We start from the raw sequence: 25,489 nt of genomic DNA on the forward strand, positions 1-25,489 counted from the left end.
GGTGCGTGCAAGAAGAAGAACATGTTTCAACAGATCGAGCAATGGAATCAATAAAGGTTTCTGCAATTAAATCCATTTCCGCCTAGTTCAAGATTAAAAAACGATGTTATTTTTTATCGTTCGGATGATCAAGAAAAATTTTTTTGTTGACAAAAAAAACAGTGCGTTCTAAGATAGGAGATAGATGAATAAGGAATTAGACGATGAATAAAACGAAGTAGTGGATAAAGCCAATGTTTCAGAAAGCTAGTGGTTGCTGTGAACTAGTACATGCTTTAGCGCGAATTACATTTTAGGAGTCTATGGCATGAAGCCACGCGACAGCGTTAAATGTTAGAGAGATATGTTTGGAAAACAAACATATAATTTGGGTGGTACCGCGAATTTTCGTCCCTTGACTTGATTGTCAAGGGATTTTTTTGTTGTCTGCCCGTTAATAAATGACATGCTGGCAGGGACCTGCTTTCATAAAAAAAGATATGGAGGGAAATGTTATGAATATTATTGATGAATTAACTTGGCGTGATGCCATTAACCAACAAACCAACGAAGAAAGACTTCGCGAGCTTGTTGAAGAAAAGAGTATCTCGCTTTACTGTGGTGTCGATCCAACAGGAGATTCGATGCATATTGGGCATTTGATCCCGTTCATGATGATGAAAAGATTCCAATTAGCAGGGCATCATCCATACATCCTGATTGGTGGAGGAACTGGAACGATCGGTGATCCAAGTGGACGGACAAGCGAACGTGTCTTACAAACGATGGAACAAGTCCAACATAATGTGGATGCATTATCGAACCAAATGCGCAAACTTTTTGGGAAAGATGCCAATATTACATTTGTGAACAACTATGACTGGTTATCAAATATTTCTTTATTAGAATTTTTAAGAGACTACGGAAAAAACTTCAACATCAATACGATGTTAGCGAAAGATATCGTGGCAAGTCGTTTGGAAGTCGGAATTTCATTTACCGAATTTACTTACCAAATCTTGCAATCGATCGACTTCTTGCACTTACACAGAACATATGATGTGCAATTACAGATCGGTGGAGCTGACCAATGGGGAAACATCACTGCTGGTTTAGATCTGATCCGTAAATTGGAAGGACCAGAAGCGGAAGCCTTTGGGTTGACGATCCCATTGATGCTAAAAGCAGATGGAACAAAGTTCGGAAAAACTGCCGGTGGTGCAATCTGGCTAGACCCTGAAAAAACATCCCCGTACGAATTCTACCAATTCTGGTTGAATCAAGATGATCGGGATGTTGTGAAATACTTGAAATTCTTTACTTTCTTATCACAAGAAGAAATCAATGAATTAGCGAAAAAAGTGGAGACAGAACCTGAAAAACGTGAAGCACAACGCCGTTTGGCAGAAGAAGTGACACGTTTTGTCCACAGCGAAGAAGACTTACAAGAAGCGCAAAAAATCACAGCTGCATTGTTCTCTGGAAATATCAAAGAACTAAATGCGTCAGAAATCGAACAAGGCTTTGGAAACATGCCGAATGTAGAGATTTCAAGTACCCCTGAAAATATCGTGGAACTACTTGTTTCCACAAAAATCGAGCCATCAAAACGTCAAGCGCGTGAAGATGTGTCGAACGGAGCTATAAGTATTAACGGTGATCGCGTAACCGATTTAAATTTTGTCATTGATCCAGCTACAGAATTTGATGGTAAATTCGTAGTGATCAGAAAAGGGAAAAAACGCTACTTTTTGGCCAAAGTAGTTGATTAGAATTTAGTAATTTTTTACCTTGTAAAAGGTCTATTCCATTACAAAATTCCAATTTTTGAAATTTATCCTAATAGTTACGCCGGTTGTCGTTAATACAATCATGAGGAGAGAATTTACATTTGTAAATTCCCTCCTTTTTTTAATTTTTATCAATTGTACCAACAATTCAAACAATTAAAAACATTAAAATGAAATGAGGAAAATAGGAATAGTGATATTTACAGAAATAAAAAACAGGTGTAATCTAAGCCTCGACAAAATTTAAAAAATTATTTTAGGAGGGTTTCTAAATGGAATCAAAGGTAAATGATTTAAATTTGAATGCACTATTCATTGGAGACAAAGCAGAGAATGGCCAAATCTATAAAGCTTTGTTAAATGAATTAGTGGACGAGCACTTAGGATGGCGTCAAAATTATATGCCACAAGATATGCCGATCATTACGCCGGAAGAAAAAAGCAGTGAAAGCTTCGCGCACACGATCAATAAAACAAAAGACGTGTTAGCTGAAATCTCTACGCGGATGCGTACACACTCTGTCCCATGGCATAATGCAGGTCGTTATTGGGGTCATATGAACTCTGAAACATTGATGCCATCATTATTAGCCTATAATTTTGCGATGCTATGGAATGGAAATAACGTCGCATATGAATCTTCTCCAGCAACAAGTCAAATGGAAGAAGAAGTTGGAATGGAATTTGCTACATTGATGGGGTACAAAAATGGCTGGGGCCATATCGTTGCAGATGGCTCATTAGCAAATTTAGAAGGTCTTTGGTATGCGCGCAACATTAAATCATTGCCACTTGCAATGAAAGAAGTGGCACCTGAATTGGTTTCAGGTCAAACAGATTGGGAATTGATGAATCTTTCAACGCGGGAAATCATTGATCTGTTAGATCAAGTGCCAGAAAAAATCGATGAGATCAAAGCACATTCTGCACGCAGTGGAAAACATCTTCAACAATTAGGTAAATGGTTAGTCCCACAAACAAAACACTATTCATGGTTGAAAGCAGCAGACATCATTGGTGTCGGTCTAGATCAAGTGATTCCAGTGCCTGTGGATCACAACTACCGCATGGACATCAAGGAACTTGAAACAATCATTCGTGAATTGGCTGCTGAACAAACACCGGTTTTAGGTGTCGTTGGTGTCGTTGGTTCTACTGAAGAAGGGGCAATCGATGAAATCGATAAAATCGTTGAATTACGTCGCAAGCTAGAAAAAGAAGGCATTTATTTCTACCTACACGTAGATGCAGCTTATGGTGGTTACGGACGTGCGATCTTCCTTGATGAGAACAATGAATTCATCCCATTTGATCAATTAAAAGAAGTACACGCAAAACATCATGTCTTCACAGAAAATAAAGATTATCTTTTAGAAGAAGTACACCGTGCATATCAAGCAATTGAAGAAGCAGAATCAGTGACGATCGATCCACATAAAATGGGCTATGTTCCTTACTCTGCTGGAGGTATCGTGATCCAAGACATTCGTATGCGTGATGTGATCTCTTACTTTGCAACCTATGTATTTGAAAAAGGAGCAGATATCCCAGCATTGCTTGGTGCCTATATTTTGGAAGGATCAAAAGCCGGAGCAACTGCCGCAAGTGTTTGGGCAGCGCATCATGTACTACCGCTTAATGTGACTGGTTATGGTAAATTGATGGGAGCATCGATTGAAGGCGCACATCGTTTCTTCCACTTCTTGAACAATTTAACCTTCAAAGTGGGCGATAAAGAAATCGAAGTTCATCCATTGACTTATCCAGATTTCAATATGGTTGATTATGTATTCAAAGAAAAAGGAAATGACGATCTGGTAGCGATGAACCAGTTGAACCATGATGTGTATGACTATTCTTCTTATGTCAAAGGAAGCATCTATGGCAATGAATTCTTGACATCTCATACAGACTTTGCAATTCCAGATTATGGCAATAGCCCACTTCAATTTGTAAAACAATTAGGATTTACAGAAGAAGAATGGGAACGTGCTGGAAAAGTCACAGTCTTACGTGCCAGTGTCATGACGCCTTATATGAATAAAGCAGAACATTTTGAAGAATATGCAGAAAAAATCAAAGCAGCGCTTCAAAGCAAACTAGAAAAAATCTATGCAGATCAGTTAGTGGCAAACGAAACAAAATAAATGTAAATCTTTTGATGAACGAAGAGAGAGTAAGTAGAATGAGCGCTCATTTCTCGTTCCAAACGAACAAAGGATGAGCCTCCTTTCTCTTATCAAATATTTCACGTTGACGTGCCTTTGAAGCTTGATGATCCAAGCAAAGAATACTCAAAGCACAAGTTGGCCATACGTTTGCTTTTAGTTGCTGTTAATGAAAAGTTTCAAAGACACGCCTATTTATTTATGAATAAGGAGAGTGTCAAAATTGAGTAAAGCTCAAGTAAGTAAAATGGGGCTAGGAACATTCATTGGTTTGACCATGGCGCTATGTGCCACTGTTCGTAGTATCCCAACATTGTCAGCTGTTGGTTGGACATTGATTTTTTACACGATTTTTGCCGTCTTGTTTTTTGCTGGACCCATTTCAATGATTTCAGGTGAATTATCAACGATGCTGCCACAAGAAGGAGGCCCGCAACTTTGGGTCAAAACAGCACTAGGTAGTAAATGGGGATTTGTCGTTGCGTGGTTACTTTGGGTGCAAATGTTCCCAGGAATGGTCATGGTCGCTTCTACCTTAGGTCCATTGTTAGGGAATACGTTTGGGAACGCGGCTCTTGGCAACAATCACTACTTCGTTTTAGGGTGTATCTTGGTCATTTACTGGATCATCACCTTGCTCAACTTGAAGTTTGACATGGCGAAAGTTGGCGGGAATATTGGTGTTTGGTTGGGTGTTTATATTCCTGTGGTGATCATGTTTGTTTTGGGGATCTTAGCGTTTTTCAAAGTGGGACTTGTTTCAAATGGCTATTTGGGGGATTTTTCATGGTCGAAAGCATTGCCTGATCTACAACACAGTGATTCATTGAAATATTTGGCAGGGATCACATTTATTTTTGTGGGAATCGAAATGAGCTCAGTGTATATGCCTCGTTTGAAAGATGCAACGAAGAACTATACTAAAGGGGTCTTTATTGCATTGATCGGACTAGTTTTATTGAATGTCATCAACGCCTTGTTTGTTGCAAATGTCGTACCAGAAGGAACAATGGAATTGGCAAACATCACACAACCAGTATTGATCTATTGTGATATTTTAGGATTGCCAACGATCATCGGTAATATCTTCAGCTTTATGGTCTTTATTGGTGTGTTATTACAATTGTCTGCTTGGGTAACTGGACCTTCTAAAACGATCATCCAGGTAGCACGTGAAGGATTCTTGCCACCAAAATTTGGCTTTCATAAAGAAAATGAATATGGTGTTTCAAGAAATGTGGTGTTGACGCAATCAGTAGTTATTTCCCTCTTTGCGTTACTTTATGGCGTCATGGATGATGTAAGTGCGGTCTTTCTTACATTGACGAATGCAACAACAGTGATTTATTGCATCGTATATCTCTTGATCGCCATATCTTTAGTGAAAATGAGAACTAGCCATCCAGAATTGCCTCGTCCTTATCGAATCGGTAAAAAAGGAAATGGCTTTGCGTGGCTGGTTAGCTGTATGCTGATGTTGGCAATTATCGCCGTTGTTGTTTCAACGTTAGGAACTTCAACATTAGCGGATGCATTGCTTGTTGCGGTCATCGCAATCGTGATGTTCGTTATTCCGCTGATCATCAATCGCGTGAAGAAAGCAACCTGGTTGACTGAAGTTGAAGCAGACTTAAAAGAATAACAGGAAAAATGATCTCTTAGAGAATATAAAACAACACTTATGAAGAACTGTTTTCTTCGTAGGTGTTGTTTTTCTTAAAAAATCAAGAGCAAAAAAAATAGAGCCGTCTCAACTTTTGGCGAAGTAGACGTGCTCTAATGCTCTATCGATGCCATCCGCTTTGAACGGACTACATGGGGCATGTTTAGGCATGCCTCTTTAACCACATTTTAAGAGATTTTTAGAAAGAATAGAAGAGATTTCTTTTTTTGATTATTTCTAGTCAAATACAAATGTGGACTTATCGTTAATGGATCAGTTGATTACTAGTAAAATAAATAGCAAAGTATCTTTTGTCCGAAGACAAGATGCTTTGCTATTTTTATTTGATTTGCCTAGGAATGGATGCCCTATTTTTCTTTCAATGGAACGACCGTTTCGCGTTTGATCAAACGATGGGGGATCACTAAACGTACACCATTGCTCACTTCTTCATGGATCAGTTCTTGTAATTTTTGCATCGCGACTCGACCTAACTCAGAGATATCGATGTCGATACTTGTTAAGTAAGGATGCATCAATGTAGAAAAAATCGAGTTATTGAAGCTGATCATCGAAAGGGTTTCCGGGATGATATAGCCATACATTTGGGCGAGTTGCATCGTGCGTAAAGCAAAAATATCATCGATAACAACTAGCGCTGTCGCTTCAGCTTTTTTTAAGATCGTGTCAAAATCCAAGTAATCTTCAGCCTGTTCCAAGGTCACACTTGGATGGGCGTTCAGTCCTGCTAACATCATCGCTTTTTGATAACCGAAATAGCGTTCAAAGTATAAACTTTCATGTGTTGTATTGGTCACGAAAAGAATATTTTTATGGCCATTATCGATCAAAAATTCGGTGGCTTGCTTTCCTAACAGTTGATTGTCGTTATCAATGTAGATGATTTCGTTCTCATGATGGTATGGTTGTCCGATCAGTGTGAACGGAATCTGTTGTTCATAAAGATAATCGATGACTGGATCATCACTATCGGAGTAGACTAGGATAAAACCATCAACTTGTTTTTGTAAATGCATCCGCTGAACGTTCTCTAATAAGACGTCGAAACTTTTTGCGGTAGCAATAGCTGTTGTCACACCGTGATGTCGTGCTTCTTCGTTGATTGCTTCCATGATTTCTAAATAAAACGGATTGCCAAGACGCTCTTTGGAATCGAGTGGTGGAAGAATGACACCTACAGCGCTTGATACACGTTTACCAAGATTTCTCGCTGTGATATTAGGGACATATCCTAGTTCATCCATGATTTTTCGTACTTTCTTTTTCGTTGTTTCGGAAATACTTGGATGGTCATTGATCACGCGAGAAACAGTAGATGTCGCTACGCCTGCTTTTTTTGCAACATCTTTCACTGTAATTGCCATAAGTTAAATCACCTTTCTTTTTCATCGTCCATCGTCTTGTTGAAACCAAGTTAAATAAAACTGGTTAAGTGAATGTACTAAATTCATAAGTTGTTTGGTTGACACGTTCTTGTCCAGGGCGTAGCATAATCGAGCCGAACTCCGGGAAATGAACGATATCTGGTATTTCTTGTGGTTCGATCGCTAAGCCAAAATGAGAATGCATGTTTTGACCGTTGATCTGTAAATCTGCATCGAACCCAGTTGTAGAAAATAATACCATACTTTTGTTCGTAGTTGCTATATTCATTTGACGACCGGAAGCTTCTTCTGATAAAGTTAAGCTATTTTTGGTGAGTTTAGGCGTATTTAATAAAAAAACGTCATCAAGACCTGAAGGATACGTGGATAAAATCTCTGTCAGTGTATTTGGTTCTTGAAAATTGATGGGTAAGTCCGCTTTGTCTAGTGTTTCCCCTGTAGGTAATTTGTCATGATCCAAAAGTAACAAGCTATCTAATTGAATCTGGAGTTGATGGGAATCAATATCACGTTTTCCATTTCCAGATAGATTGAAATAGGCATGGTTTGTCGGGTTGCAAATCGTTTCTACTACACTGTTGGCTTTAGTGATCATCACTAATCTATTTCCTTCTAATTGATAGGTCACAGTCGCGGTGATGGGTCCAGGATAACATGAAAATGTATCTTTTAAATAAAAGACGACACCCACTGCTTGAGGTGATTTGAATACTTCTACCTCCCAAAACTGAAAGGACCAGCCGTTTGTTCCGCCGTGAATATGATGGTTGCCATTATTTTTTTCTAGTTGGTGAGGTCCCCATTCACCATTTCTGATCCTACCTGCCACTGGACCAACCGTTGCACCGAAAAAACTTTGATCAGATAAAACATCTTGAAGGTTGTCGTAAGAGAGTAAGATATTTTCCATTTGTCCAAATCTATCTGCTGTGAATATTTGATGCAAGCGAGCGCCATAATTGAGAAGAACGACTTCTAGCTCGTCGTTCTTCAATGTGATTTTTTTTAGATTTGTTTGTTTGATGGGGAGGACAGAGATGCTTGGTTCAGACATCTTTGCGCCAAACGTGTTGTAGATAGTCGAGTGTTAACGAAGACGTATCAGCGACGATCGGAATGTCCTCCCCAAGATCTTCCTTGCGTCCAACTCCTACAGGATAAGCACCACTTGCGATGATCGCTTGGATGCCTGCTTTTGCATCTTCAATACCTAAACAATCAGTCGCCTCTAATCCGATTTCTTTGGCTGCTAATAAAAAGATATCAGGGGCGGGTTTGCCACTTGCTACTTTGCTAGGATCAGCAATCGCATCAAAGTAATCTGTCAGTTGCATTTTATCTAGTAATAATGGTCCGTTTTTACTAGCAGAAGCCAAGGCGATCTTGATGCCAGCTTTCTTTAATTCTGTTAATAAAGGAACAATACCCGGAAATACGTCTGCTGGCGTGATTTCTTGGATCATTTCTAGATAATACTCATTTTTACGTTTAGCTAAAGCAGCGAATTCTTCGTTTGAAAAGTCATTTTCTTTCTTGCCATAAGCAAGAAGCAATGTTAATGAATCTTCTCGGCTGACCCCTTTTAATTGTTCGTTGAAATTTCGGTCGATTGAAATCCCGATTTCTTCACCAAGTTTTTTCCAGGCGCGATAATGGAATTCTGCTGTGTCGGTGATGACACCGTCTAAATCAAATAGGACACCTTTAAACATGTGCATCGTCCTTTCTTAATGGAATCGTCAATTGATCTGTTAGCTCTTGTGTTTGTCCATACACAGTCAATTCCAGTGCCTCACCATTCAGTAATGTAAAGGTGACTTGTTCATCAGAAACAGCGATGAAAATCAAGCGACCGCGGTAATTGATATGGAAAGAATAGGCATTCCATGTGTTTGGTAAAAATGGTGCAAAAGATAATTCGCCATGGGCGGTTTTCATTTGTGCAAAACCTTGAACGATAGCCAACCAACTACCTGTCATTGACGTGATGTGCAAACCATCTTCCGTATCATTGTTATAGTTATCCAAATCTAAGCGAGCAGTACGTTGGTACATTTCGACCGCTTTTTCTTCCAAGCCAAGTTCAGCAGCTAAAATCGCGTGGATACTTGGAGAAAGAGAAGACTCGTGAACGGTCATCGGCTCATAGAAATCAAAGTTCCGTTGTTTTTCCTCTTTTGTAAATTCTTCATTGAAGAAATAGATGCCTTGTAACACATCCGCTTGTTTAATGAAGCAAGAACGCAAGATCTTATCCCAAGACCATTTTTGGTTCAATGGTAATTCGCTAAGTGGTAAATCCGAAACTGGCATCAAATCTTTGTCTAGGAATGTATCATGTTGGACAAAAATTCCTTGTTCCTCGTCGATCGGGTAGTACATGTTTTCGACAATATCTGCCCATTTTGCTAATTCTTCTTCGCTGATTTCAATGGTTGTTTCTTCTTTGAACGCTAAATAATTTTCACGAGTATAACGAAGGACCCAAGCGGCAATCGTGTTCGTGTACCAATTGTTATTGATATTGTTTTCGTATTCATTCGGACCAGTCACGCCGTGGATCATATACTTGTTTTGACGTTTGGAGTAATGAACACGATCCGCCCAGAAACGAGCAATCTCAGCCAATACTTCAAGTCCTTCATTTTTCAGATAAGAGGTATCGCCAGTATAATTTGTATAATTATAGATCGCGTAAGCAATCGCACCGTTACGATGGATCTCTTCAAAGGTGATTTCCCACTCATTGTGGCACTCGACACCTGTAAAGGTCACCATTGGATAAAGCGCCCCTTTCAATCCTTGTTGTTGGGCATTGTGGATGGCTTGTGGTAACTGATTGTGACGGTATTTCAATAAATTTTTTGTGACTTCTGGGTCAGCTAATGCCAGATATAATGGCACAGCGTAAGCTTCTGTATCCCAGTACGTCGCACCGCCGTATTTTTCGCCAGTGAAGCCTTTTGGTCCAATGTTCAACCGTTCGTCTTCTCCGTAATAAGTAGAGAACAATTGGAAAAGATTGAAACGGATGCCTTGTTGCGCTTCGTCGTCACCTTCGATCACTACGTCAGCCAATTCCCAACGTTTTGCCCAAGCGGTTGTTTGTTCTTTTTTGGCTTCATCATAATGAGTAGTTAACTGATCAAATTCATCCATAAGTGTTGCCACTTGTTGTGCTTCAGGGATATCACGACTTGTCAAAATCAAGACTTCTTTATCTACGACCACAGGTTCGTTTTGTGTTAGATCATACGAGAAGACACCTTGTAACGCTAATGTTTGTTCTTCAAATAGAGGTGTCGCTGCTTCTCCGTTGATAAAATGACGCATGCCTGCAGTGACGGTGAATTGCTCAATGTCAAATGCATTAGGAATGGTCTTCGTTGTCAAATAACCGATCGAGTCTTTTGTGCCACGGTCGATCTGATTCCAGAAATGCTCATCGTAGTTACTATCTTCATTTTGGACATTTCCATCCAGTTTCGAAACAAATTTTACAGTGGCAGAGCCGGCGATCAATTCAACCTTTACACGAATATAAGCCGCTTCGCTTTTAACAATACTCAAGAAACGTTCAAATGAGAAACGGACTTTATTTGTAGCTGTCGTAATCGTAAACTGACGTGACAAGACCCCGTTTCTCATATCTAATTCCCAAGAGAAATCTTCTGGATCTAGTGAAGCTAAGTCAATCAATTGGTCGTTGATGTAAATATCCATTGCAATAAAATTTACTGCATTGATGACTTTTCCAAAGTATTCAGGATAGCCGTTTTTCCACCAACCCACACGAGTTTTGTCAGGATACCAGATGCCTGCTAAATAAGTGCCTTGGTGATGATCGCCAGAGTACGTTTCTTCGAAGTTTCCACGCATTCCCATGTAGCCGTTTCCAATACTTGTCAATGACTCTTGCAAGCGCAAGTTTTCTTTATCTAATGTTGTCGTGCTGATTTTCCAAGGGTCGATTTGGAATAAGCGTTTGATTTGTTTCATGATTCTCCTCCTAAATGTTTCATTTCTTAGGTTTATAATAAACGCAACCGGTTGCGTCAGTCAATAGTAAACTGATAAATACTCAATTTTTTTTATTGGCGAATACTTCGCAAGGGGATAGAAAGCATCATTGCCTTAGTTTTTCTTTATAGTTCTTATTATATTAGCTGTATCATGCTTTTGGATAAAAAAATAAATAAAATAAAAATAAAGCATTTACAAAAAAAGGAATTACCTCTATAATACGAATTAACGAAACCGATTGCGTAAAGGAGAGATAGAAATTGAAGAAAATGTTTAGTTTTGATTTTTGGCAGAAATTTGGAAAGGCTTTAATGGTCGTTGTAGCAGTTATGCCAGCTGCTGGTTTAATGATCAGTATCGGGAAATCGATCCCATTGATCAACCCGAACATGGCAGCACTTGTCACTACGGGTGGCGTTCTTGAAAGTATTGGTTGGGCAATTATTGGGAACTTGCATTTATTATTTGCATTAGCGATAGGTGGTAGTTGGGCAAAAGAACGAGCAGGTGGTGCATTCGCTGCCGGAATCTCGTTTGTTTTGATCAATCGGATCACAGGAGCGATCTTCGGGGTCACAACAGAGATGTTAGCAAACGAAGACGCCTTCACACATACGTTGTTCGGTACACGAATCATGGTGAAAGGATTCTTTACGAGTGTCTTAGAAGCTCCTGCATTGAACATGGGGGTATTCGTAGGGATCATCGCTGGGTTCGTCGGTGCGATGGCTTATAACAAATACTATAACTACCGTAAATTACCAGATGCACTTTCTTTCTTTAATGGGAAACGATTTGTTCCTTTTGTAGTGATTCTTTGGTCAACGATCGTAGCTCTTATTTTGGCAGCAGTTTGGCCAGCTATTCAAGCAGGAATCAACAACTTTGGTTTATGGATTGCACAATCGCAAGATAGCGCACCAATTTTAGCACCATTTTTATATGGAACATTAGAACGGTTATTACTACCTTTTGGTTTACACCACATGTTGACGATTCCAATCAACTATACGCAATTAGGTGGAACCTATGAGATTTTATCTGGCGCACAAGCCGGTACACAAGTATTTGGTCAAGATCCATTATGGTTAGCTTGGGCAACTGACTTAGTGAACCTGCGAGGTGCAGGAGACATGGCACAGTATGAATTCGTCTTGAACAATTGGACACCGGCACGTTTCAAAGTCGGTCAAATGATTGGTTCTTCTGGTATTTTGATGGGGATGGCGCTTGCGATGTATCGCAATGTCGATCCAGACAAAAAAGCAAAATACAAATCCATGTATTTCTCAGCTGCTTTAGCTGTCTTTTTAACAGGGGTAACAGAACCACTAGAATTTATGTTTATGTTTGCGGCAGTTCCACTGTATGCGATCTATGCAGTGATCCAAGGAGCAGCTTTTGCGATGGCGGATATTTTACCGTTGCGTGTCCACTCCTTCGGGAATATCGAATTATTGACGCGAACACCATTAGGGATCAAAGCAGGACTTGGCGGCGATTTGATCAACTTCGTCATCTGTGTCATTCTCTTTGGCGTAGTCACTTATTTCTTAGCAAACTTCTTGATCAAGAAATTCAACTTTGCGACACCAGGACGTAATGGAAACTATGACAATGATAGTGAAGAAACAACCGCTGGCACGACAACAGGAGCGGCGGATCAACAAATTATCCAAATCATCCATTTATTAGGTGGAAAAGAAAATATCAAAGACGTGGATGCTTGTATGACGCGTTTACGTGTAACAGTGGCAGATCGAGGTAGAGTTGGTTCAGAAGACGCGTGGAAACGTGCTGGCGCAATGGGCTTGATCGTCAAAGACAATGGTGTCCAAGCAGTTTATGGACCAAAAGCAGATGTGTTAAAATCAGATATTGAAGATTTGTTGCAATCAGGCGCAGATATTCCTGAACCACAAGTCAAAGAAGTCGTGATGGAAAAAGAAACAGCGACAGCAGCATTAGGAATCGAAAAAGAATTGTACGCAGTAGCCAAAGGAGAAGTGATTGCTTTAGCAGCGGTCAATGATCCAGTCTTTTCACAAAAAATGATGGGTGACGGTTTTGCAGTCATTCCTGAAACAGATGCGATCACTGCTCCAGTAGCGGGTAAAATCGTTAGCGTATTCCCAACGAAACACGCCATCGGGATGGAAACAGCTGAAGGCGCAGAAGTACTGATCCACATGGGAATCGATACTGTCCAAATGGCGCAACCTGCATTTGAAGTATCTGTGAAAGAAGGACAAGAAGTCACACCAGGTATGCCGATTGCTCGAATGGATCTGGCGAAAGTCAAAGAACAAGGAAAAGATACAACGATCATGGTCATTTTCACAGATGATAAAGTGAAAGAAGTGGCGATCACTACACTTGGTTCTGTTGAAATGGGTACAGAAATCGGAAAAATCAAGCTATAATAAATAAAAGAAGTGATCAGAGATTGTGACGAAAAAGCGAGACGATTGAGGAGAGATTTCTTCAATGATCAGCGCTGACGTAACAGTCTCTGATTTTTATGTAAAAATAGAAAAGAGGTTCAAAAAAAGTGAAAATAATGACGTTGAATACCCATAGTTGGTTGGAAGAAGAACCAGTAACTAAACTACAAGACCTTGCAGACAAGATTTTAACTGAGCGCTATGATGTCATTGCTTTACAAGAGGTCAATCAACTGATTGAAACAAAAATCGTAAATGAACAAGAGCTAGTCGGTTTTTGTCCAGTAACGAATCAGACCCCAATCCACAAAGATAATTTCGCTTATTGCTTGATCCAACGACTGGCAGAAGCAGGAGAATCCTATTTTTGGAGTTGGGAAATGAGTCATATTGGTTATGACAAGTACGAAGAAGGAAACGCTATTTTATCAAAGGCTCCTTTGGATAGTCGGGCATACATAGTGTCTGAAACAAAAGAAAAAGAAAACTACCGTACACGCATGATCCTTGTTGCCAAAACAGTTATTGACAATCAATCAATCGTTGTCGCAAGCTGTCATTTCTCTTGGTGGTCAGATATAGAAACGGGCTTTGCCTACGAGTGGCAATTCTTACAGAAAGAACTCCTAACTTATCAAATACCTTGCTTGTTGATGGGTGATTTTAATAATCCAGCAAGTGAGGAAGGGTATCGCTTAGTTAATGAAGACAACCAATTGAACATCAAAGATTCATATATTTTAGCTGAACAAAAATCTGAAGAAGCCACGATCGAGAAAAAAATCGATGGCTGGGAAAACAATACAGAAGCACTGCGAATCGACTATATTTTCGTTCCAACGGAGAGTAAAGTCAGTACGTATACGCGCGTCTTTGATGGGACGAATGGTCCGATCGTTAGTGATCATTTTGGAGTAGCTGTGGAAATGGATCTATAAAGTGAGAGTGAAAATAGAAAAAGGCGAATAATAAAAAAGCACATCTTTTAAAAACAGTCAGCTGTTTTAAAAAGATGTGCTTTTATAGCATTGCTGACTATTATTGGTGGTCTAGAAAAACATTTGTAAACCAATATTAGAATAGCCAGATAAAAATTGAGATAAGTAGCCTTGCTTTGCAGTTATACCAAGCTGTTTAGAAGGAATATTGATATAATCGAAGTAACGATATAAAAAGAGCAAGCTAAAATAAATAGGAGTGAAAATCCATGATAAATTATCAGACCAATGCACAGATACATAAAAGTGAACTTGAAAATCTATATGCCAGTGTGGGATGGACTAGTTATACGAATGATTTAGATAGGTTAGAAAAAGCAATCGCTCATTCCTTATCCGTAATAACTGCTTGGCATCAAGATAAATTAGTAGGATTGATCAGAGTGGTTGGTGATGGTCAGACAATTATATATATTCAAGATCTCTTAGTTCATCCTGATTACCAAAATAAAAAGATAGGAACTTATTTACTGGCTGAGATTTTACAGGAATATAAAGACGTAAGACAGAAAATTCTTTTGACTGAAGATGCTCCAGATGTAAGGCACTTTTATGAGGGATTTGGATTTGTTTCTTGCGACAAAGGTAATCTCGTATCGTTTTACAAAGAGTTTTAGTTGTTGAAGATAGGATAATTAAAGTATTTCACTATTTTGATAACGATTTCAAAGAAATGGTTTTAGTGTTTGTCAATGAATACTATGATTAAGGAGAATGAGGTTATGAAACGAAATAAAGCGGAAGTTTTATCAGATAAACAGAATGAACCCACAGAAGAATCAATAAAAATGTTTACTAGTGAGGATGCTTACGGACGACTACCTAAGATAGAAGAGATATTAAATAATCGTTATGAGGTGAAACGTGAGTTTAGATTTTGGGATAGTTGACAATTTGGTTATTGGCATAAAAAAAAGTGGCTATTTGATATTATTTTTAAAAAGAATGGCTTGATCGTAACAATGACGATAACCGATAAGAAAGTGAGTGAAATGGAACGGCTACAGGCCGAATTACAACCGGAGATCCAAGAAAACTGGAAAAAAAGAAAAAAATTCGGTCCATCTAGTTGGCCCTTGCTATTTGAATTAAAGACAGAAGCAGACATCAACGATTTGATGAAGATTGTGGCGATCAGATAGCTATTTAAAAAATAAAGAAGAAACAAACGTATTTATAAGTAAGCGGCAGAGTAACCATATAGAAAATATGGAGAATATATCTTACGGGGTACTAGAGAATGAAATTTAAAGTTATTAAAATAAAAATTTAAAAGAATGTTCATTTGATTAATTGTACAATTAATTCAGATAATACTAAAGGGGGAGTGAAAAGTCATGGAAGCAGTCGCATATTCTAATTTCCGACAAAATTTACGTAGTTACATGAAGAAAGTCAATGAAGACGCAGAAACTCTGATTGTAACAAGTAAAGATGTGGAGGACAAAGTGGTTGTCTTGTCAAAAAGAGACTATGACTCTATGCAAGAAACATTAAGAACACTTTCTAATAGTTACGTGATGGAAAAAATTCATCGAGGAGATGAACAATTTTCTAGAGTTTCGTTTAAGACACATGATTTAATCGAGGTTGAATCTGATGATTAATGCTTGATCTGATGATTCTTGGGAGGACTATCCTTATTGGTATGAGCAAGGAAACAAAACGAATATAAAAAAATTAATAAGTTAATAAAGGATATCGACCGTTCTCTCTTTGCTGGATTAGGAAAACCTGAACCGCTAAAGTATGTTTTATCTTGGAAATGGTCAAGAAGGATTACAGATGAACACAGACTGACATATATAGTTTAGAATGAGACGATCTTTATTTATTCTGCAAAAGATCATTACTAACCAATCGATTGTATGCAGAGAAAGGATGATTTTCATACTTTCAAATTTTAAAACATAAGTGGGGCTGTGACAGTCAATCTGTCACAGCCCCGCTTAGTCGTCAATTTATCATATATGTTTTGAACGTTCTAAAAAAATGATAGTCTAGCTGATTTTCACATTTTTTTCTTTCCTAAAATTAAACTTTTGTGAAAGATAGATGCCTAAAAAGGATAGCCAACCGGCAATAGTCGCAGCAACAACGAAGTAGAAATAGACTGGAAGGTCATAATAAAGAATGATCTCGTTAATGCCATTATGCTGCTTGACGATCGGTGTCCCGATATCGGTCAATTCAATATCCGTTAATTTCTGTCCATTTTGCATCAAGACGGTGCGATCATAAACAATGACTGGTACATGAACAGTTGGTTCACCAGTGTTTTTCCATTTGATGCTCAACCGACCATCAGGATGGGATTTGATAAACGTTGTTTCATTTTCCAAAATTTCTTCATTGTAGCGATCGTATTTATTCGCTGTCGTTTGTTTATAGATCGGCAAATAGTCTGGTGTTGTCTTTTGGAAAACAAATAAACTTTTCGACATATCACGACTATAGAAGGTTTTTCTTGCTTCATCAGGTGTATCGAACAAATACGTATGACGACTGACAAAGGTTTCATCTTCCCATTTATCGAGGTGACGGTATAAGTTTTGGATGGTCTGAACAGAACTGATCAGGATCAGTAAGGTCGCAGCTATCCGTAACCAGGTTTTGTGTTCCCAACGATTGGCGACAATCGCAAAGTAAAGTAAGAAAAGCAAGGTAAATGGGACAAAGAAACGAAACGGAAACTGGATCAAGCTAATAAATGGTACTTCGTTTTCAACTAATGTATTCCAAGGGATCAGGCTGGTTGAAAGTAAGAAGAACACAACACTTGTGCGCAACAAAAGTTTTGGAAACAGTTCTTCTCTTTTTCGGAACAATAAGAAACATAAAAATCCAGCAAATAAAACGACAGGTAGGATTTTCGGATAATTCAACCAGTAACTTCCCTCAAGATTGATTGATTTCTCTGTCATGCGTCGATTGACGAAAGGTGGAAGAATCTCATTACCACTGTAAACCATCGCCATACCTACCCAGATGTTTGCCGTTAGGATAAAGTAAAGCAAAATTGATTTCCCTAATTGTAAAAGAGCTTTTCCCTTGTTGGTTTGTGTGAAGAAATAATACCCATAAAAAGGAATATACATCAATACTAGCATCACAGAAGATAGCAGATGGATCTGCGTCATCAATGCAATCGCTGCAGTTACTTTAAGTACAGGGAATTTTTTATGCACGATGAAATCAACGAGCGGGATCATACATAAAGGATAAAATACTGTTCCCCAGCTCGTAAAACCTTGATTGACAGCCCAATATTGGATCGAATAGGTCGTCATGAACAGGACTGAAACCGGTACACTTACCCATTCACGTACTTTTACATAACGCAACAAAGTCAACATGGACCAACCTGCGATAAGGAAGAGGATAAAATTCGATAAAATCTGGTAATGATACCAACTTCTAGCAACGAGTACGATCAACCCTTGAAAGTATGAGAATAAGGGACCGTAGATTGCATTGACGATCCGACCGCTTTGTTGAAAGCCATACATCGATGGGAAGTAGTGTAAGTCTCCGTGAATAATTTGTTGGGCTGCATCATAAAAACGATTGTAATGAAATGGCGCATCAGCCCCGATGATCAATTTGTGTGATAATATATTTGGCAATACGAAAATAATTGCGAAAATAAAAATCAAAAAATATGGTCTATATTTTTTCAACTGTTTGGCTCCTTTTCATATAATAACTAAACTTATCATAAAGGTTAATGAAAAGAGAGGCAAGGAATTAGAAAAAATTTGAAAATAACATGAAATTATTTATGTAAATCATAAAGAAATCAATTGGAAAAGTTAAATGACCACATTTATTTACAATAAAATAAAGGGTAGAAACAAAAGCCTCCGTTTATAATGATCAAAAAGCCACTGGTCTTCATCAATTGAAGGAGTGGCTTTTGATTTTATACGAGTGAGGTAGAGTGATTATTTATTGATGCGACGGTAGTTTTCGTCGAAGTAACGACCTTCACGAATGTCTTTTGGCATGCCTTCATAAGGTTCTTCGCTAATTACATCTTCATTATCAACACCCGCATCACCCATATAAGTAATTGTCGCAAATTCTGGAACAACTAGTTTTGGGTATGTTTCATATTTTTCACGAGCAGCTTCCATTTCCGCAATATGTTCGTTTTGGAAAGTGACAGTGATCTCTGGATGTTCTTCGACCCATTTAGGGAAGAAAATCGTGCCATGGAGTTTTTTCTCATTTGGCATAAAGTCTAAAGCAACGTCTGTACCAGTTGGTTCAGTCCAAGTGATTTTAAAAACACCATCTGTTAATTTTACAATATCTGCTTCTTGATCTTTGACCCAACGACCTTTGACCATTCCGCCATGAATACGATAGTCAACGGTGTGGTCATTTTTTGCATACCATTCATATTCCCAACCATTATCATACGTATAGATAAAGTGAGTTCCAATAAAATCTTCTAAGTTTTTGAATTGTTTCATGTAAAACATCTCCCTTTAAATTAAAACATGTAATAATTTACATGTTTTTGATTACGTGATTATGATAGAATGATTTTGAGAGAATGTCAAGGAGGAAATTTTGATGGCTAGAAAAAATACATTACGCTATATATTACTGGGATTACTGAGCAAAAAAAATCAAACGGGGTATGAATTGAATCAAGCATTCAAAAATGAAATCGGTGAATTCTGGCAGGCAAAGCATAGTCAGATCTATCCTGAACTGGCCAAAATGGAAGAACTAGGAATCATCAAACATGAAGTAGGGATCACTGGAGTCAAGCTAGAAAAGAAAATTTATCAGCTGACTGAAGAAGGGCGTGTTTTGTTAAACGAATGGATCCATACCTCGCCAAATGAACTTCCAGTCAACCGAGATGAATTTGTCTTGAAACTGTATTTTGTGAAAGATATCAATGATCCAACATGGATCGAGATTCTTGAACAGCAAAAGGAGCTTCATGAAGAAAAAAGACAGCATTTATTCGTCCGACAACGAGTGATTTTCCCGACAGAAAAAGACCAACATGAAAATTATGGCCATTATCTGATCTTGTCTCACGCAATCAATCGAGAAACCGAATATATCAACTGGTTGACACAAGTATTGGAACAAGAAATAAGAAAATAAATGGAAAGTTTATGACAAACAACTTAAAAAGGCGCCATCCACAAAAATTTGAAAAACAATTTTCGTGGATGGCGCCTTATTTCTCGAGGATGAACACTTCTGTCTAGACCTCGTGGTGGCTTTTTATTTAACTGTAGCATGTCGGCTACAAGTTTTAATGGAGTAAAAAAATCAACCTGCAATCTTTTCTTATTTTTCCAGTACTTTTTTAGGATCGATCGTTTCATCTGCTGGAAGGATCTTATAAGATAGTTCATCCGTTTCTTCGTCATGAATAATACATAGCTGTTCCAGATCATTGAAGTCGCCAATTAAAAGGAGTGTATAACGTTCATCAATCAATTGGATGTCCTTGATGGACTTTGAGAAAACTTTTCGGACATGGTGCATTTTGTTTAAACGTTCCTGAGCTTTTTCAGCGGCTTTGGTCAACGTGTACCCTTCATCTAAAAATTTTTTGATGATCTCAACTTTGACTACTGTCGGTAATCGGTATTTTCTTGAACAATTCGCGTCAGCAGTAACGGATTGGATAAAGCCTTTTTGTTCCCAGTATCTCAATTGTCGTGGTGAAACTCCGACGATCTCACTCAATTCACTGATGCCTACTAATAAATGGTCATTTTCCAATAATTGTTTAAGTGAAGCCCCCACCATTCGTCACACTCCTTTGTTGGTTGTTCCCTTAATTATACTTTTGTTGACTATCGTGTCAAGTAGGTTGACAAAAGATAAAAATAGGAATAAAGTATCTTAGTGATTTCAGAAAACATTCAGAAAGAAGGAGAAACATGAGTAAGAATCAACCCGTAGATATTTACGGAAAACCATATAATCGTACACTATTAGTTGTCGTGTTATTGATTGGGACATTTTGTACAGTCTTGAATCAGACTTTATTGACAACTGCTTTTCCAGCATTGATGAAAGCTTTTGATATTTCAGCTTCTGATGTGCAATGGTTGACAACAGGATTTTTACTAGTGAACGGGATCATGATTCCCATCACTGCTTGGTTGATCAATAAATTTAGTTCTAGAAAATTATATCTGTCTGCTATGACGATTTTTTTGATTGGAACGATCACCTGTTTTACGGCTCCTAACTTTAGCACACTACTGATTGGACGATTGATCCAAGCGTGTGGGGTAGGGGTATCTATGCCATTATTGCAAAATATTATGCTATCGATCTTCCCACCAGAAAAAAGAGGTTCTGCTATGGGAATGTCTGGGATCGTTATCGGATTAGCGCCAGCATTAGGTCCAACATTATCTGGTTATATCATTGATAACTATCATTGGCGCGATCTGTTTGGAATGGTTATTCCAATCGTCGTTCTTGTCTTAGTACTCGCATTCTTTTTGATGAAAAGTGTGATTCCTTTATCTAATCCAAGTATTGATATTTTCTCTGCTATTCTTTCAACGATTGGATTTGGTAGTTTGCTATACGGATTTTCAAGCGTAGGAGACGCTGGTTGGGGAAGTACAAAAGTAATCAGCTTCTTGATTGTCGGTGTGATTTTTATCGCCGCATTTGCTTGGCGTCAATTGCACTTAGAACATCCTTTCCTAGAGTTACGTGTCTTCAAATCGCCAACCTTTACGATTGCAGCGATTTTAGCTGGCGTAACGAATATGGCGATGGTCGGTGCGGAAATGGTCGTGCCATTGTATATTCAAAATATTCGTGGAGAATCGGCATTCCACTCTGGCTTGATGTTGCTTCCTGGTGCATTGATCATGGGTGCCATGATGCCGATCACTGGTGCGATTTTTGATAAACACGGGGCAAAACGTCTTGCGATTGTTGGGATGTTCATCCTAACAGCAGCTACAGCACCTTTTGCCTTCTTGACTGAAACGACACCTGTTTTGTATATCGTCATTCTTTATGCGATCCGAATGTTTGGGATCTCAATGGTCATGATGCCGGTGACAACATCAGGAATGAATGCTTTACCTAACAATTTGATCAGCCACGGAACAGCGGTGAACAATACCTTCCGCCAAATCGCAAGTTCGATCGGAACTGCGATTTTGATCAGTGTGTTGACGAATGTTACGAAAGATAATCTACCAACGGATGCTGTATTGAAAAGTACACCTTTAGCCTATAAAGATCAAGCAATCAACGCGACTTTATCTGGTTACCATGCGGCCTTCTTTGTCGCAATCATATTCGGCTTGATTGGTTTTGCGATTGCTTTCTTCTTAAAAAGAAAAGAACCAGTAGTGGTGGAAGTGGGGGATAACGCATGATTATTTTCGTATTGATTGCCAGTGTCATTGCTTTTGCTTTGACGAATGTGTTTGCAAAAAAAATGTGGCAAACACTTCTTTCACTCGTCTTTGGCTTACTGTTTGTTCTCTCGTTAGGGCTGATCGTAGGAAATATCACTAATCATTTTGGTATGGAAGAAGTGACAGAAACAAAAACGACTCCGATCGTTTCTAGTGCGGACCAGTCAGAAGTAAATATGCTACTCTATCAGTCATTAGGAGATGGGACAGAAAAAGTCTACTTATATCGCACAGATGACAAGCAAAAAGAACCAAAAGCAACTGGCACAAAAAATGAAACAAATAAGGTCGAACAAACGGACGGCAAAGCAGAAAAAGTCAGTGAAACAACTTATTGGGTTTATAAAAATGACCAATACAAATTCTGGTTCAACTTGGCGGATAATAACCATGAATATGAACGCCGGGTCAATACGTTCAAACTTCCCGCTGATTGGATTGAATTAAGTACCGACCAAGCTTCTGAATTGGCAAAACGTGTCGAAGAACAAAAAAGCACGATGGAAGCCGATGCCCAAAAATTTGTCAAAGAAGGCTTGATGAAGGCTATGGCCCAAAATCCAACGATGTCTCAAGAAGAACAACAACAAGTATCAAAAGACTTAGCGACAACCTATCAAAAACAAGCATTGGCAAAATTAGTTGCAGAAGTGAAGAAGTAGATAGTTTAATAATATGATAAAAATAGTGGATGAAGTATTCGGTAATATACTTTATCCACTATTTTTTTATGGAAGTAGGAATGAAGAAAAATTAGATTTTTACGTATTTAGAGAGTAGAGGATAGAAAGTTCGTTAGCAACAAATTTAATTATCCTATGCCCAATTACTACAAGTGATAAAAATAGACCATTTCTTGTGCCTATTCAAAGCGATAAGTTCAAGCTAGATGAAGTAAAGAGAAGCAAAGTAAATACGCTTCAAGTATTCTCTCTTGACTATACCGAAAAAGCTAAAAGAAATGTTAAATACATTGATACATTAGAGGAAGAAGCTTTTTTTGATATTGCACAAAGATTTCTTAAAAATTTTTCTTTCCCTATTTAGAGATCGGGTGGTTGAGAATCAATTTATCTTAGGAAGAAATAATTGAATTGATAAGTAGATATATAGGCCCTTTTGAAACCGCGAGCTACATAGTACGAACAAAAGAATAAAGCAAAAACACAGTTGGTTTTGACAAGTAATATCAAAACCAACTGTGTTTTTTTCGATTATATTTTACTATTCTGCTCTTAAAGCAATCGCTGCATCTTTCTTCGCTGCCATACGAGCTGGGATGTGTCCGCCTAACATCGTTAAGATCGTTGATACAACAATCAAAATCAAGGCGTGTACAGGATTTAGTTGAGCAACATTTTCTAAATCAGTCATATTGTACAAGAGACTATTGATTGGGAAAGTCGCTAGCCAAGCAATCAAGACCCCTAGTAAACCAGAAGAAATCCCTAAGATACAAGTCTCAGCATCGAATACCCGTGTGATATCTTTCTTACGCGCACCTAATGCTTTCAAGACACCGATTTCCTTCGTCCGCTCGATCACAGAAGTATAAGTGATAATGCTGATCATGATCATACTTGTAACGAGTGAAATACCAGCAAAAGCAATCAGGACATACGTGATGGCATCCATCAATCCACCAGTCAATTCGGTCATCGTTCCAGCTAAATCAGAATAGATGATTTTATCTTCATCTGATTTTCCTTTGTTGAATTCATCTAAATAGTTTAGAATTTCTTCTTTATCGCCAAAATTATTTGGGTAGATCATGATGCTTGAAGGTAAGCTGTCTCCACCTAAATAGCTGATCAATGTTTGTTTTGCTGAGTCATCTACTTTTTCGGTCGTCAATACGTTCATATCGCTGTCTTTTTGCGCTTGAACGATTTCAGAATTTTTGTTTTCATTGACGATTTCTGTTGTCAATTGGTCGCTGTAAGCAATACCCGGAGATAACAGATTCATCGTAGAAGAAGATTTGACCCGTAGAATACCAGAAATCTTAACTTCTCTGGAGGCATCTTCGTACATCGCTTGGTAATCCGTATTAGGAATGAAGTTTCCTGTCGGTAATTTTGTATAGTACGTATCATTGTTCACTAATTTGAAAGTAGTGCCGACGATTTTGTCAAAATCAAGCGTTTCGCCGTCTTTCACATCAAAGCCTAAATTTTTCAACGCATTGATATTGGTATTGTTATTGCCATCGACGATCAATACGACATCATTTGCAGAGGTCGGATAACTACCAGAAAGTAATGAGTAATTTGATTCTAAGAAATTGTCTTTTTGGTCGTCTAGTTGTGTTGGGAAACTAGAAACACCTACGCCAGTCATGGAAGACATCGCACTTGAGAAGGACAGTGATTCAGAATCTGGGTTTTGATTCGAAAAGCTAACAGGCTGTACTTCGCCGTCAACATCTCTTAATAAATTGATACCAGTCGTGCGGGTAAAACCAATATTATTACTTAAATCAGGGTCGATACTCGTTACATAATCAACATATTCTTGGTCGATATTATTTGTATGTTGTGCCCGGTCTTCATCGCTGATTTTTGCGGTAACAGTTTTTGTATCTGGATATTCGGCTGTGTTGGAACTCAAGCCATCCGATTCAGAAGGAGGACTAGTGGTGACTCTGGAAATCGTAATTGGAAAACGAGCCATCGTTTCTGACTGTGTTTGATCAATTTGTTTTTGGAATCCTGTAGATAGGGCTAATACGATCGCAATCCCAATAATCCCGATACTTGAAGCAAAGGAAGTCAAAAATGTCCGGCCTTTTTTTGTGCGAATATTATTGAAAGATAATTTTAATGCGGTCCAAAAGCTCATCTTTGTCCGACGTAGATTAAATTGATCATCTTTTGGACGTTCGATATGTGGATTAGAATCAGAAACGATTTTTCCATCTGAGAACTCAATGATCCGATCGGCATATTCATGTGCCAACTCAGGGTTATGTGTGACCATGATCACTAGTTTCTCATTGGATAGTTCTTCAATCAACTTCATGATTTGGACACTTGTTTCTGTGTCTAAAGCACCGGTTGGCTCATCACATAAAAGGATGTCAGGGTCATTGGCTAAAGCACGTGCAATTGCGACACGTTGCATTTGTCCACCAGATAATTGATTGGGTTTTTTGTGCATGTGGTCGGTCAATCCAACACGATGCAATGATTCCTCCGCTTTTTTCCGTTTTTCATCTTTAGAGACACCACTTAACGTCATCCCAAGCTCGACATTTTCAATGATCCCTAGATGACCAATCAAGTTATAGCTTTGGAAAACAAAACCGATGGAATTATTACGATAAGCATCCCAATCGCTGTCTTTAAAATCTTTTGTGGACTTCCCGTTGATGACCATATCGCCAGAGTCATAATTATCCAAGCCGCCGATCACGTTCAACATGGTTGTTTTACCAGATCCACTTGGGCCTAAAATGGCTACAAATTCTTTTTTTCTAAAAGCGACGGATACGCCGTCTAATGCTTTTGTCGTTGTTTCACCAACTTTATAATATTTCTTTATCTCTTTTAATTGTAACATTGTCACCCTTCTTTCCGTTTG

The 25,489-nt window shown here is 38.5% G+C and carries 20 protein-coding genes, 2 pseudogenes and 1 other annotated feature; of the genes and pseudogenes, 14 read left to right on the top strand and 8 right to left on the bottom strand.

Translation table 11 applies throughout. The annotated features are described in order from the left end of the window. Positions 1 to 194 precede the first annotated feature (194 nt). Positions 195 to 398 (top strand) — a binding site (T-box leader). A gap of 96 nt (positions 399 to 494) precedes the next feature. The 3 genes from tyrS to tyrP all read left to right on the top strand — a co-directional run bounded on the left by tyrS (position 495) and on the right by tyrP (position 5,579). Continuing rightward, positions 495 to 1,751, top strand: a complete 1,257-nt coding sequence (gene tyrS / locus IGJ39_RS02115; RefSeq protein WP_010736393.1) for a tyrosine--tRNA ligase — start codon at positions 495 to 497, stop codon at positions 1,749 to 1,751. A 290-nt stretch (positions 1,752 to 2,041) separates the two neighbouring features. Then, the gene (tdc, locus tag IGJ39_RS02120; RefSeq protein WP_010736392.1) at positions 2,042 to 3,916 is read left to right on the top strand and encodes a tyrosine decarboxylase; all 1,875 of its coding nucleotides are present in this window, start codon (positions 2,042 to 2,044) and stop codon (positions 3,914 to 3,916) included. A 244-nt stretch (positions 3,917 to 4,160) separates the two neighbouring features. Continuing rightward, a complete protein-coding gene (gene tyrP / locus IGJ39_RS02125; protein ID WP_019722733.1) occupies positions 4,161 to 5,579 on the top strand; it encodes a tyrosine-tyramine antiporter in 1,419 nt (472 codons plus the stop codon). Between the two features lie 389 nt (positions 5,580 to 5,968). On the opposite strand, the gene IGJ39_RS02130 is transcribed toward tyrP, so the two are convergent. From IGJ39_RS02130 to IGJ39_RS02145, 4 genes are all read right to left on the bottom strand, one after another. Further along, a complete protein-coding gene (locus IGJ39_RS02130; RefSeq protein WP_019722732.1) occupies positions 5,969 to 6,985 on the bottom strand; it encodes a LacI family DNA-binding transcriptional regulator in 1,017 nt (338 codons plus the stop codon). A 64-nt stretch (positions 6,986 to 7,049) separates the two neighbouring features. Next, positions 7,050 to 8,060, bottom strand: coding sequence for an aldose epimerase family protein (locus IGJ39_RS02135; RefSeq protein WP_438764153.1), 1,011 nt, complete (start codon positions 8,058 to 8,060; stop codon positions 7,050 to 7,052). Next, entirely contained in the window at positions 8,053 to 8,718 is a 666-nt protein-coding gene (pgmB, locus tag IGJ39_RS02140; protein WP_019722730.1) for a beta-phosphoglucomutase, read from the bottom strand. Before pgmB ends, IGJ39_RS02135 begins: the two co-directional genes overlap by 8 nt. Continuing rightward, positions 8,711 to 11,005: a glycoside hydrolase family 65 protein gene (locus IGJ39_RS02145; protein ID WP_019722729.1), complete on the bottom strand. Its 2,295-nt coding sequence runs from the start codon at positions 11,003 to 11,005 to the stop codon at positions 8,711 to 8,713. Before IGJ39_RS02145 ends, pgmB begins: the two co-directional genes overlap by 8 nt. 284 nt (positions 11,006 to 11,289) lie before the next feature. Here IGJ39_RS02145 and IGJ39_RS02150 point away from each other — a divergent pair, with 284 nt between their 5' ends. The 7 genes and pseudogenes from IGJ39_RS02150 to IGJ39_RS02180 all read left to right on the top strand — a co-directional run. Beyond that, positions 11,290 to 13,452: a PTS transporter subunit IIBC gene (locus IGJ39_RS02150; protein ID WP_195339576.1), complete on the top strand. Its 2,163-nt coding sequence runs from the start codon at positions 11,290 to 11,292 to the stop codon at positions 13,450 to 13,452. Between the two features lie 128 nt (positions 13,453 to 13,580). Then, positions 13,581 to 14,411, top strand: coding sequence for an endonuclease/exonuclease/phosphatase family protein (locus IGJ39_RS02155; RefSeq protein ID WP_029594149.1), 831 nt, complete (start codon positions 13,581 to 13,583; stop codon positions 14,409 to 14,411). Between the two features lie 269 nt (positions 14,412 to 14,680). Next, on the top strand, positions 14,681 to 15,088 hold the full coding sequence (locus IGJ39_RS02160) for a GNAT family N-acetyltransferase (protein ID WP_019723813.1): 408 nt from the start codon (positions 14,681 to 14,683) through the stop codon (positions 15,086 to 15,088). A gap of 105 nt (positions 15,089 to 15,193) precedes the next feature. Beyond that, the gene (locus tag IGJ39_RS02165; RefSeq protein WP_019723812.1) at positions 15,194 to 15,361 is read left to right on the top strand and encodes a hypothetical protein; all 168 of its coding nucleotides are present in this window, start codon (positions 15,194 to 15,196) and stop codon (positions 15,359 to 15,361) included. A 21-nt stretch (positions 15,362 to 15,382) separates the two neighbouring features. After that, positions 15,383 to 15,613: pseudogene (locus IGJ39_RS02170) on the top strand (DUF3788 family protein); the annotation flags it as partial. A gap of 195 nt (positions 15,614 to 15,808) precedes the next feature. Next, positions 15,809 to 16,078 (top strand): type II toxin-antitoxin system Phd/YefM family antitoxin, encoded by a 270-nt coding sequence (locus IGJ39_RS02175; protein WP_019723810.1) that lies wholly within the window; start codon positions 15,809 to 15,811, stop codon positions 16,076 to 16,078. A 7-nt stretch (positions 16,079 to 16,085) separates the two neighbouring features. Next, a pseudogene (locus tag IGJ39_RS02180) lies at positions 16,086 to 16,285 on the top strand (Txe/YoeB family addiction module toxin); the annotation flags it as partial. Positions 16,286 to 16,471: 186 nt separating this feature from the next. Here the strand turns inward: IGJ39_RS02180 and IGJ39_RS02185 are convergent. Both IGJ39_RS02185 and IGJ39_RS02190 read right to left on the bottom strand, forming a co-directional pair. Then, complete coding sequence (locus IGJ39_RS02185) at positions 16,472 to 18,151, bottom strand: hypothetical protein (protein ID WP_019723809.1); 1,680 nt, start codon at positions 18,149 to 18,151, stop codon at positions 16,472 to 16,474. Between the two features lie 264 nt (positions 18,152 to 18,415). After that, positions 18,416 to 18,949, bottom strand: a complete 534-nt coding sequence (locus tag IGJ39_RS02190) for a phenolic acid decarboxylase (protein WP_023519065.1) — start codon at positions 18,947 to 18,949, stop codon at positions 18,416 to 18,418. A 103-nt stretch (positions 18,950 to 19,052) separates the two neighbouring features. Here IGJ39_RS02190 and IGJ39_RS02195 point away from each other — a divergent pair, with 103 nt between their 5' ends. After that, a complete protein-coding gene (locus IGJ39_RS02195) occupies positions 19,053 to 19,601 on the top strand; it encodes a PadR family transcriptional regulator (protein WP_019723915.1) in 549 nt (182 codons plus the stop codon). A 189-nt stretch (positions 19,602 to 19,790) separates the two neighbouring features. Here IGJ39_RS02195 and IGJ39_RS02200 read toward each other — a convergent pair whose 3' ends face one another. After that, positions 19,791 to 20,258: a MerR family transcriptional regulator gene (locus IGJ39_RS02200; RefSeq protein ID WP_010736380.1), complete on the bottom strand. Its 468-nt coding sequence runs from the start codon at positions 20,256 to 20,258 to the stop codon at positions 19,791 to 19,793. Positions 20,259 to 20,392: 134 nt separating this feature from the next. Here IGJ39_RS02200 and IGJ39_RS02205 point away from each other — a divergent pair, with 134 nt between their 5' ends. The 3 genes from IGJ39_RS02205 to IGJ39_RS02215 all read left to right on the top strand — a co-directional run bounded on the left by IGJ39_RS02205 (position 20,393) and on the right by IGJ39_RS02215 (position 22,954). Then, positions 20,393 to 21,865 (top strand): MDR family MFS transporter, encoded by a 1,473-nt coding sequence (locus IGJ39_RS02205; RefSeq protein ID WP_019723916.1) that lies wholly within the window; start codon positions 20,393 to 20,395, stop codon positions 21,863 to 21,865. Beyond that, a complete protein-coding gene (locus IGJ39_RS02210; RefSeq protein ID WP_019723917.1) occupies positions 21,862 to 22,569 on the top strand; it encodes a DUF4811 domain-containing protein in 708 nt (235 codons plus the stop codon). Before IGJ39_RS02205 ends, IGJ39_RS02210 begins: the two co-directional genes overlap by 4 nt. A gap of 151 nt (positions 22,570 to 22,720) precedes the next feature. Continuing rightward, complete coding sequence (locus IGJ39_RS02215) at positions 22,721 to 22,954, top strand: type II toxin-antitoxin system PemK/MazF family toxin (RefSeq protein WP_272019741.1); 234 nt, start codon at positions 22,721 to 22,723, stop codon at positions 22,952 to 22,954. A 177-nt stretch (positions 22,955 to 23,131) separates the two neighbouring features. Here IGJ39_RS02215 and IGJ39_RS02220 read toward each other — a convergent pair whose 3' ends face one another. Next, positions 23,132 to 25,468: an ABC transporter ATP-binding protein/permease gene (locus IGJ39_RS02220; protein ID WP_019723919.1), complete on the bottom strand. Its 2,337-nt coding sequence runs from the start codon at positions 25,466 to 25,468 to the stop codon at positions 23,132 to 23,134. Positions 25,469 to 25,489: the final 21 nt, after the last annotated feature.

The organism is Enterococcus sp. AZ140, from assembly GCF_051714405.1.
Taxonomy (GTDB): domain Bacteria; phylum Bacillota; class Bacilli; order Lactobacillales; family Enterococcaceae; genus Enterococcus_B; species Enterococcus_B pernyi.

Excerpts from the sequence above, each read along its gene's own strand:
- tyrS (WP_010736393.1), top strand. The coding sequence starts at position 495 with ATGAATATTATTGATGAATTAACTTGGCGTGATGCCATTAACCAACAA.
- tdc (WP_010736392.1), top strand. The coding sequence starts at position 2,042 with ATGGAATCAAAGGTAAATGATTTAAATTTGAATGCACTATTCATTGGA.
- IGJ39_RS02130 (WP_019722732.1), bottom strand. The coding sequence starts at position 6,985 with ATGGCAATTACAGTGAAAGATGTTGCAAAAAAAGCAGGCGTAGCGACA.
- IGJ39_RS02135 (WP_438764153.1), bottom strand. The coding sequence starts at position 8,060 with ATGTCTGAACCAAGCATCTCTGTCCTCCCCATCAAACAAACAAATCTA.
- pgmB (WP_019722730.1), bottom strand. The coding sequence starts at position 8,718 with ATGTTTAAAGGTGTCCTATTTGATTTAGACGGTGTCATCACCGACACA.
- IGJ39_RS02145 (WP_019722729.1), bottom strand. The coding sequence starts at position 11,005 with ATGAAACAAATCAAACGCTTATTCCAAATCGACCCTTGGAAAATCAGC.
- IGJ39_RS02160 (WP_019723813.1), top strand. The coding sequence starts at position 14,681 with ATGATAAATTATCAGACCAATGCACAGATACATAAAAGTGAACTTGAA.
- IGJ39_RS02165 (WP_019723812.1), top strand. The coding sequence starts at position 15,194 with ATGAAACGAAATAAAGCGGAAGTTTTATCAGATAAACAGAATGAACCC.
- IGJ39_RS02175 (WP_019723810.1), top strand. The coding sequence starts at position 15,809 with ATGGAAGCAGTCGCATATTCTAATTTCCGACAAAATTTACGTAGTTAC.
- IGJ39_RS02190 (WP_023519065.1), bottom strand. The coding sequence starts at position 18,949 with ATGAAACAATTCAAAAACTTAGAAGATTTTATTGGAACTCACTTTATC.
- IGJ39_RS02195 (WP_019723915.1), top strand. The coding sequence starts at position 19,053 with ATGGCTAGAAAAAATACATTACGCTATATATTACTGGGATTACTGAGC.
- IGJ39_RS02200 (WP_010736380.1), bottom strand. The coding sequence starts at position 20,258 with ATGGTGGGGGCTTCACTTAAACAATTATTGGAAAATGACCATTTATTA.
- IGJ39_RS02205 (WP_019723916.1), top strand. The coding sequence starts at position 20,393 with ATGAGTAAGAATCAACCCGTAGATATTTACGGAAAACCATATAATCGT.
- IGJ39_RS02210 (WP_019723917.1), top strand. The coding sequence starts at position 21,862 with ATGATTATTTTCGTATTGATTGCCAGTGTCATTGCTTTTGCTTTGACG.
- IGJ39_RS02220 (WP_019723919.1), bottom strand. The coding sequence starts at position 25,468 with ATGTTACAATTAAAAGAGATAAAGAAATATTATAAAGTTGGTGAAACA.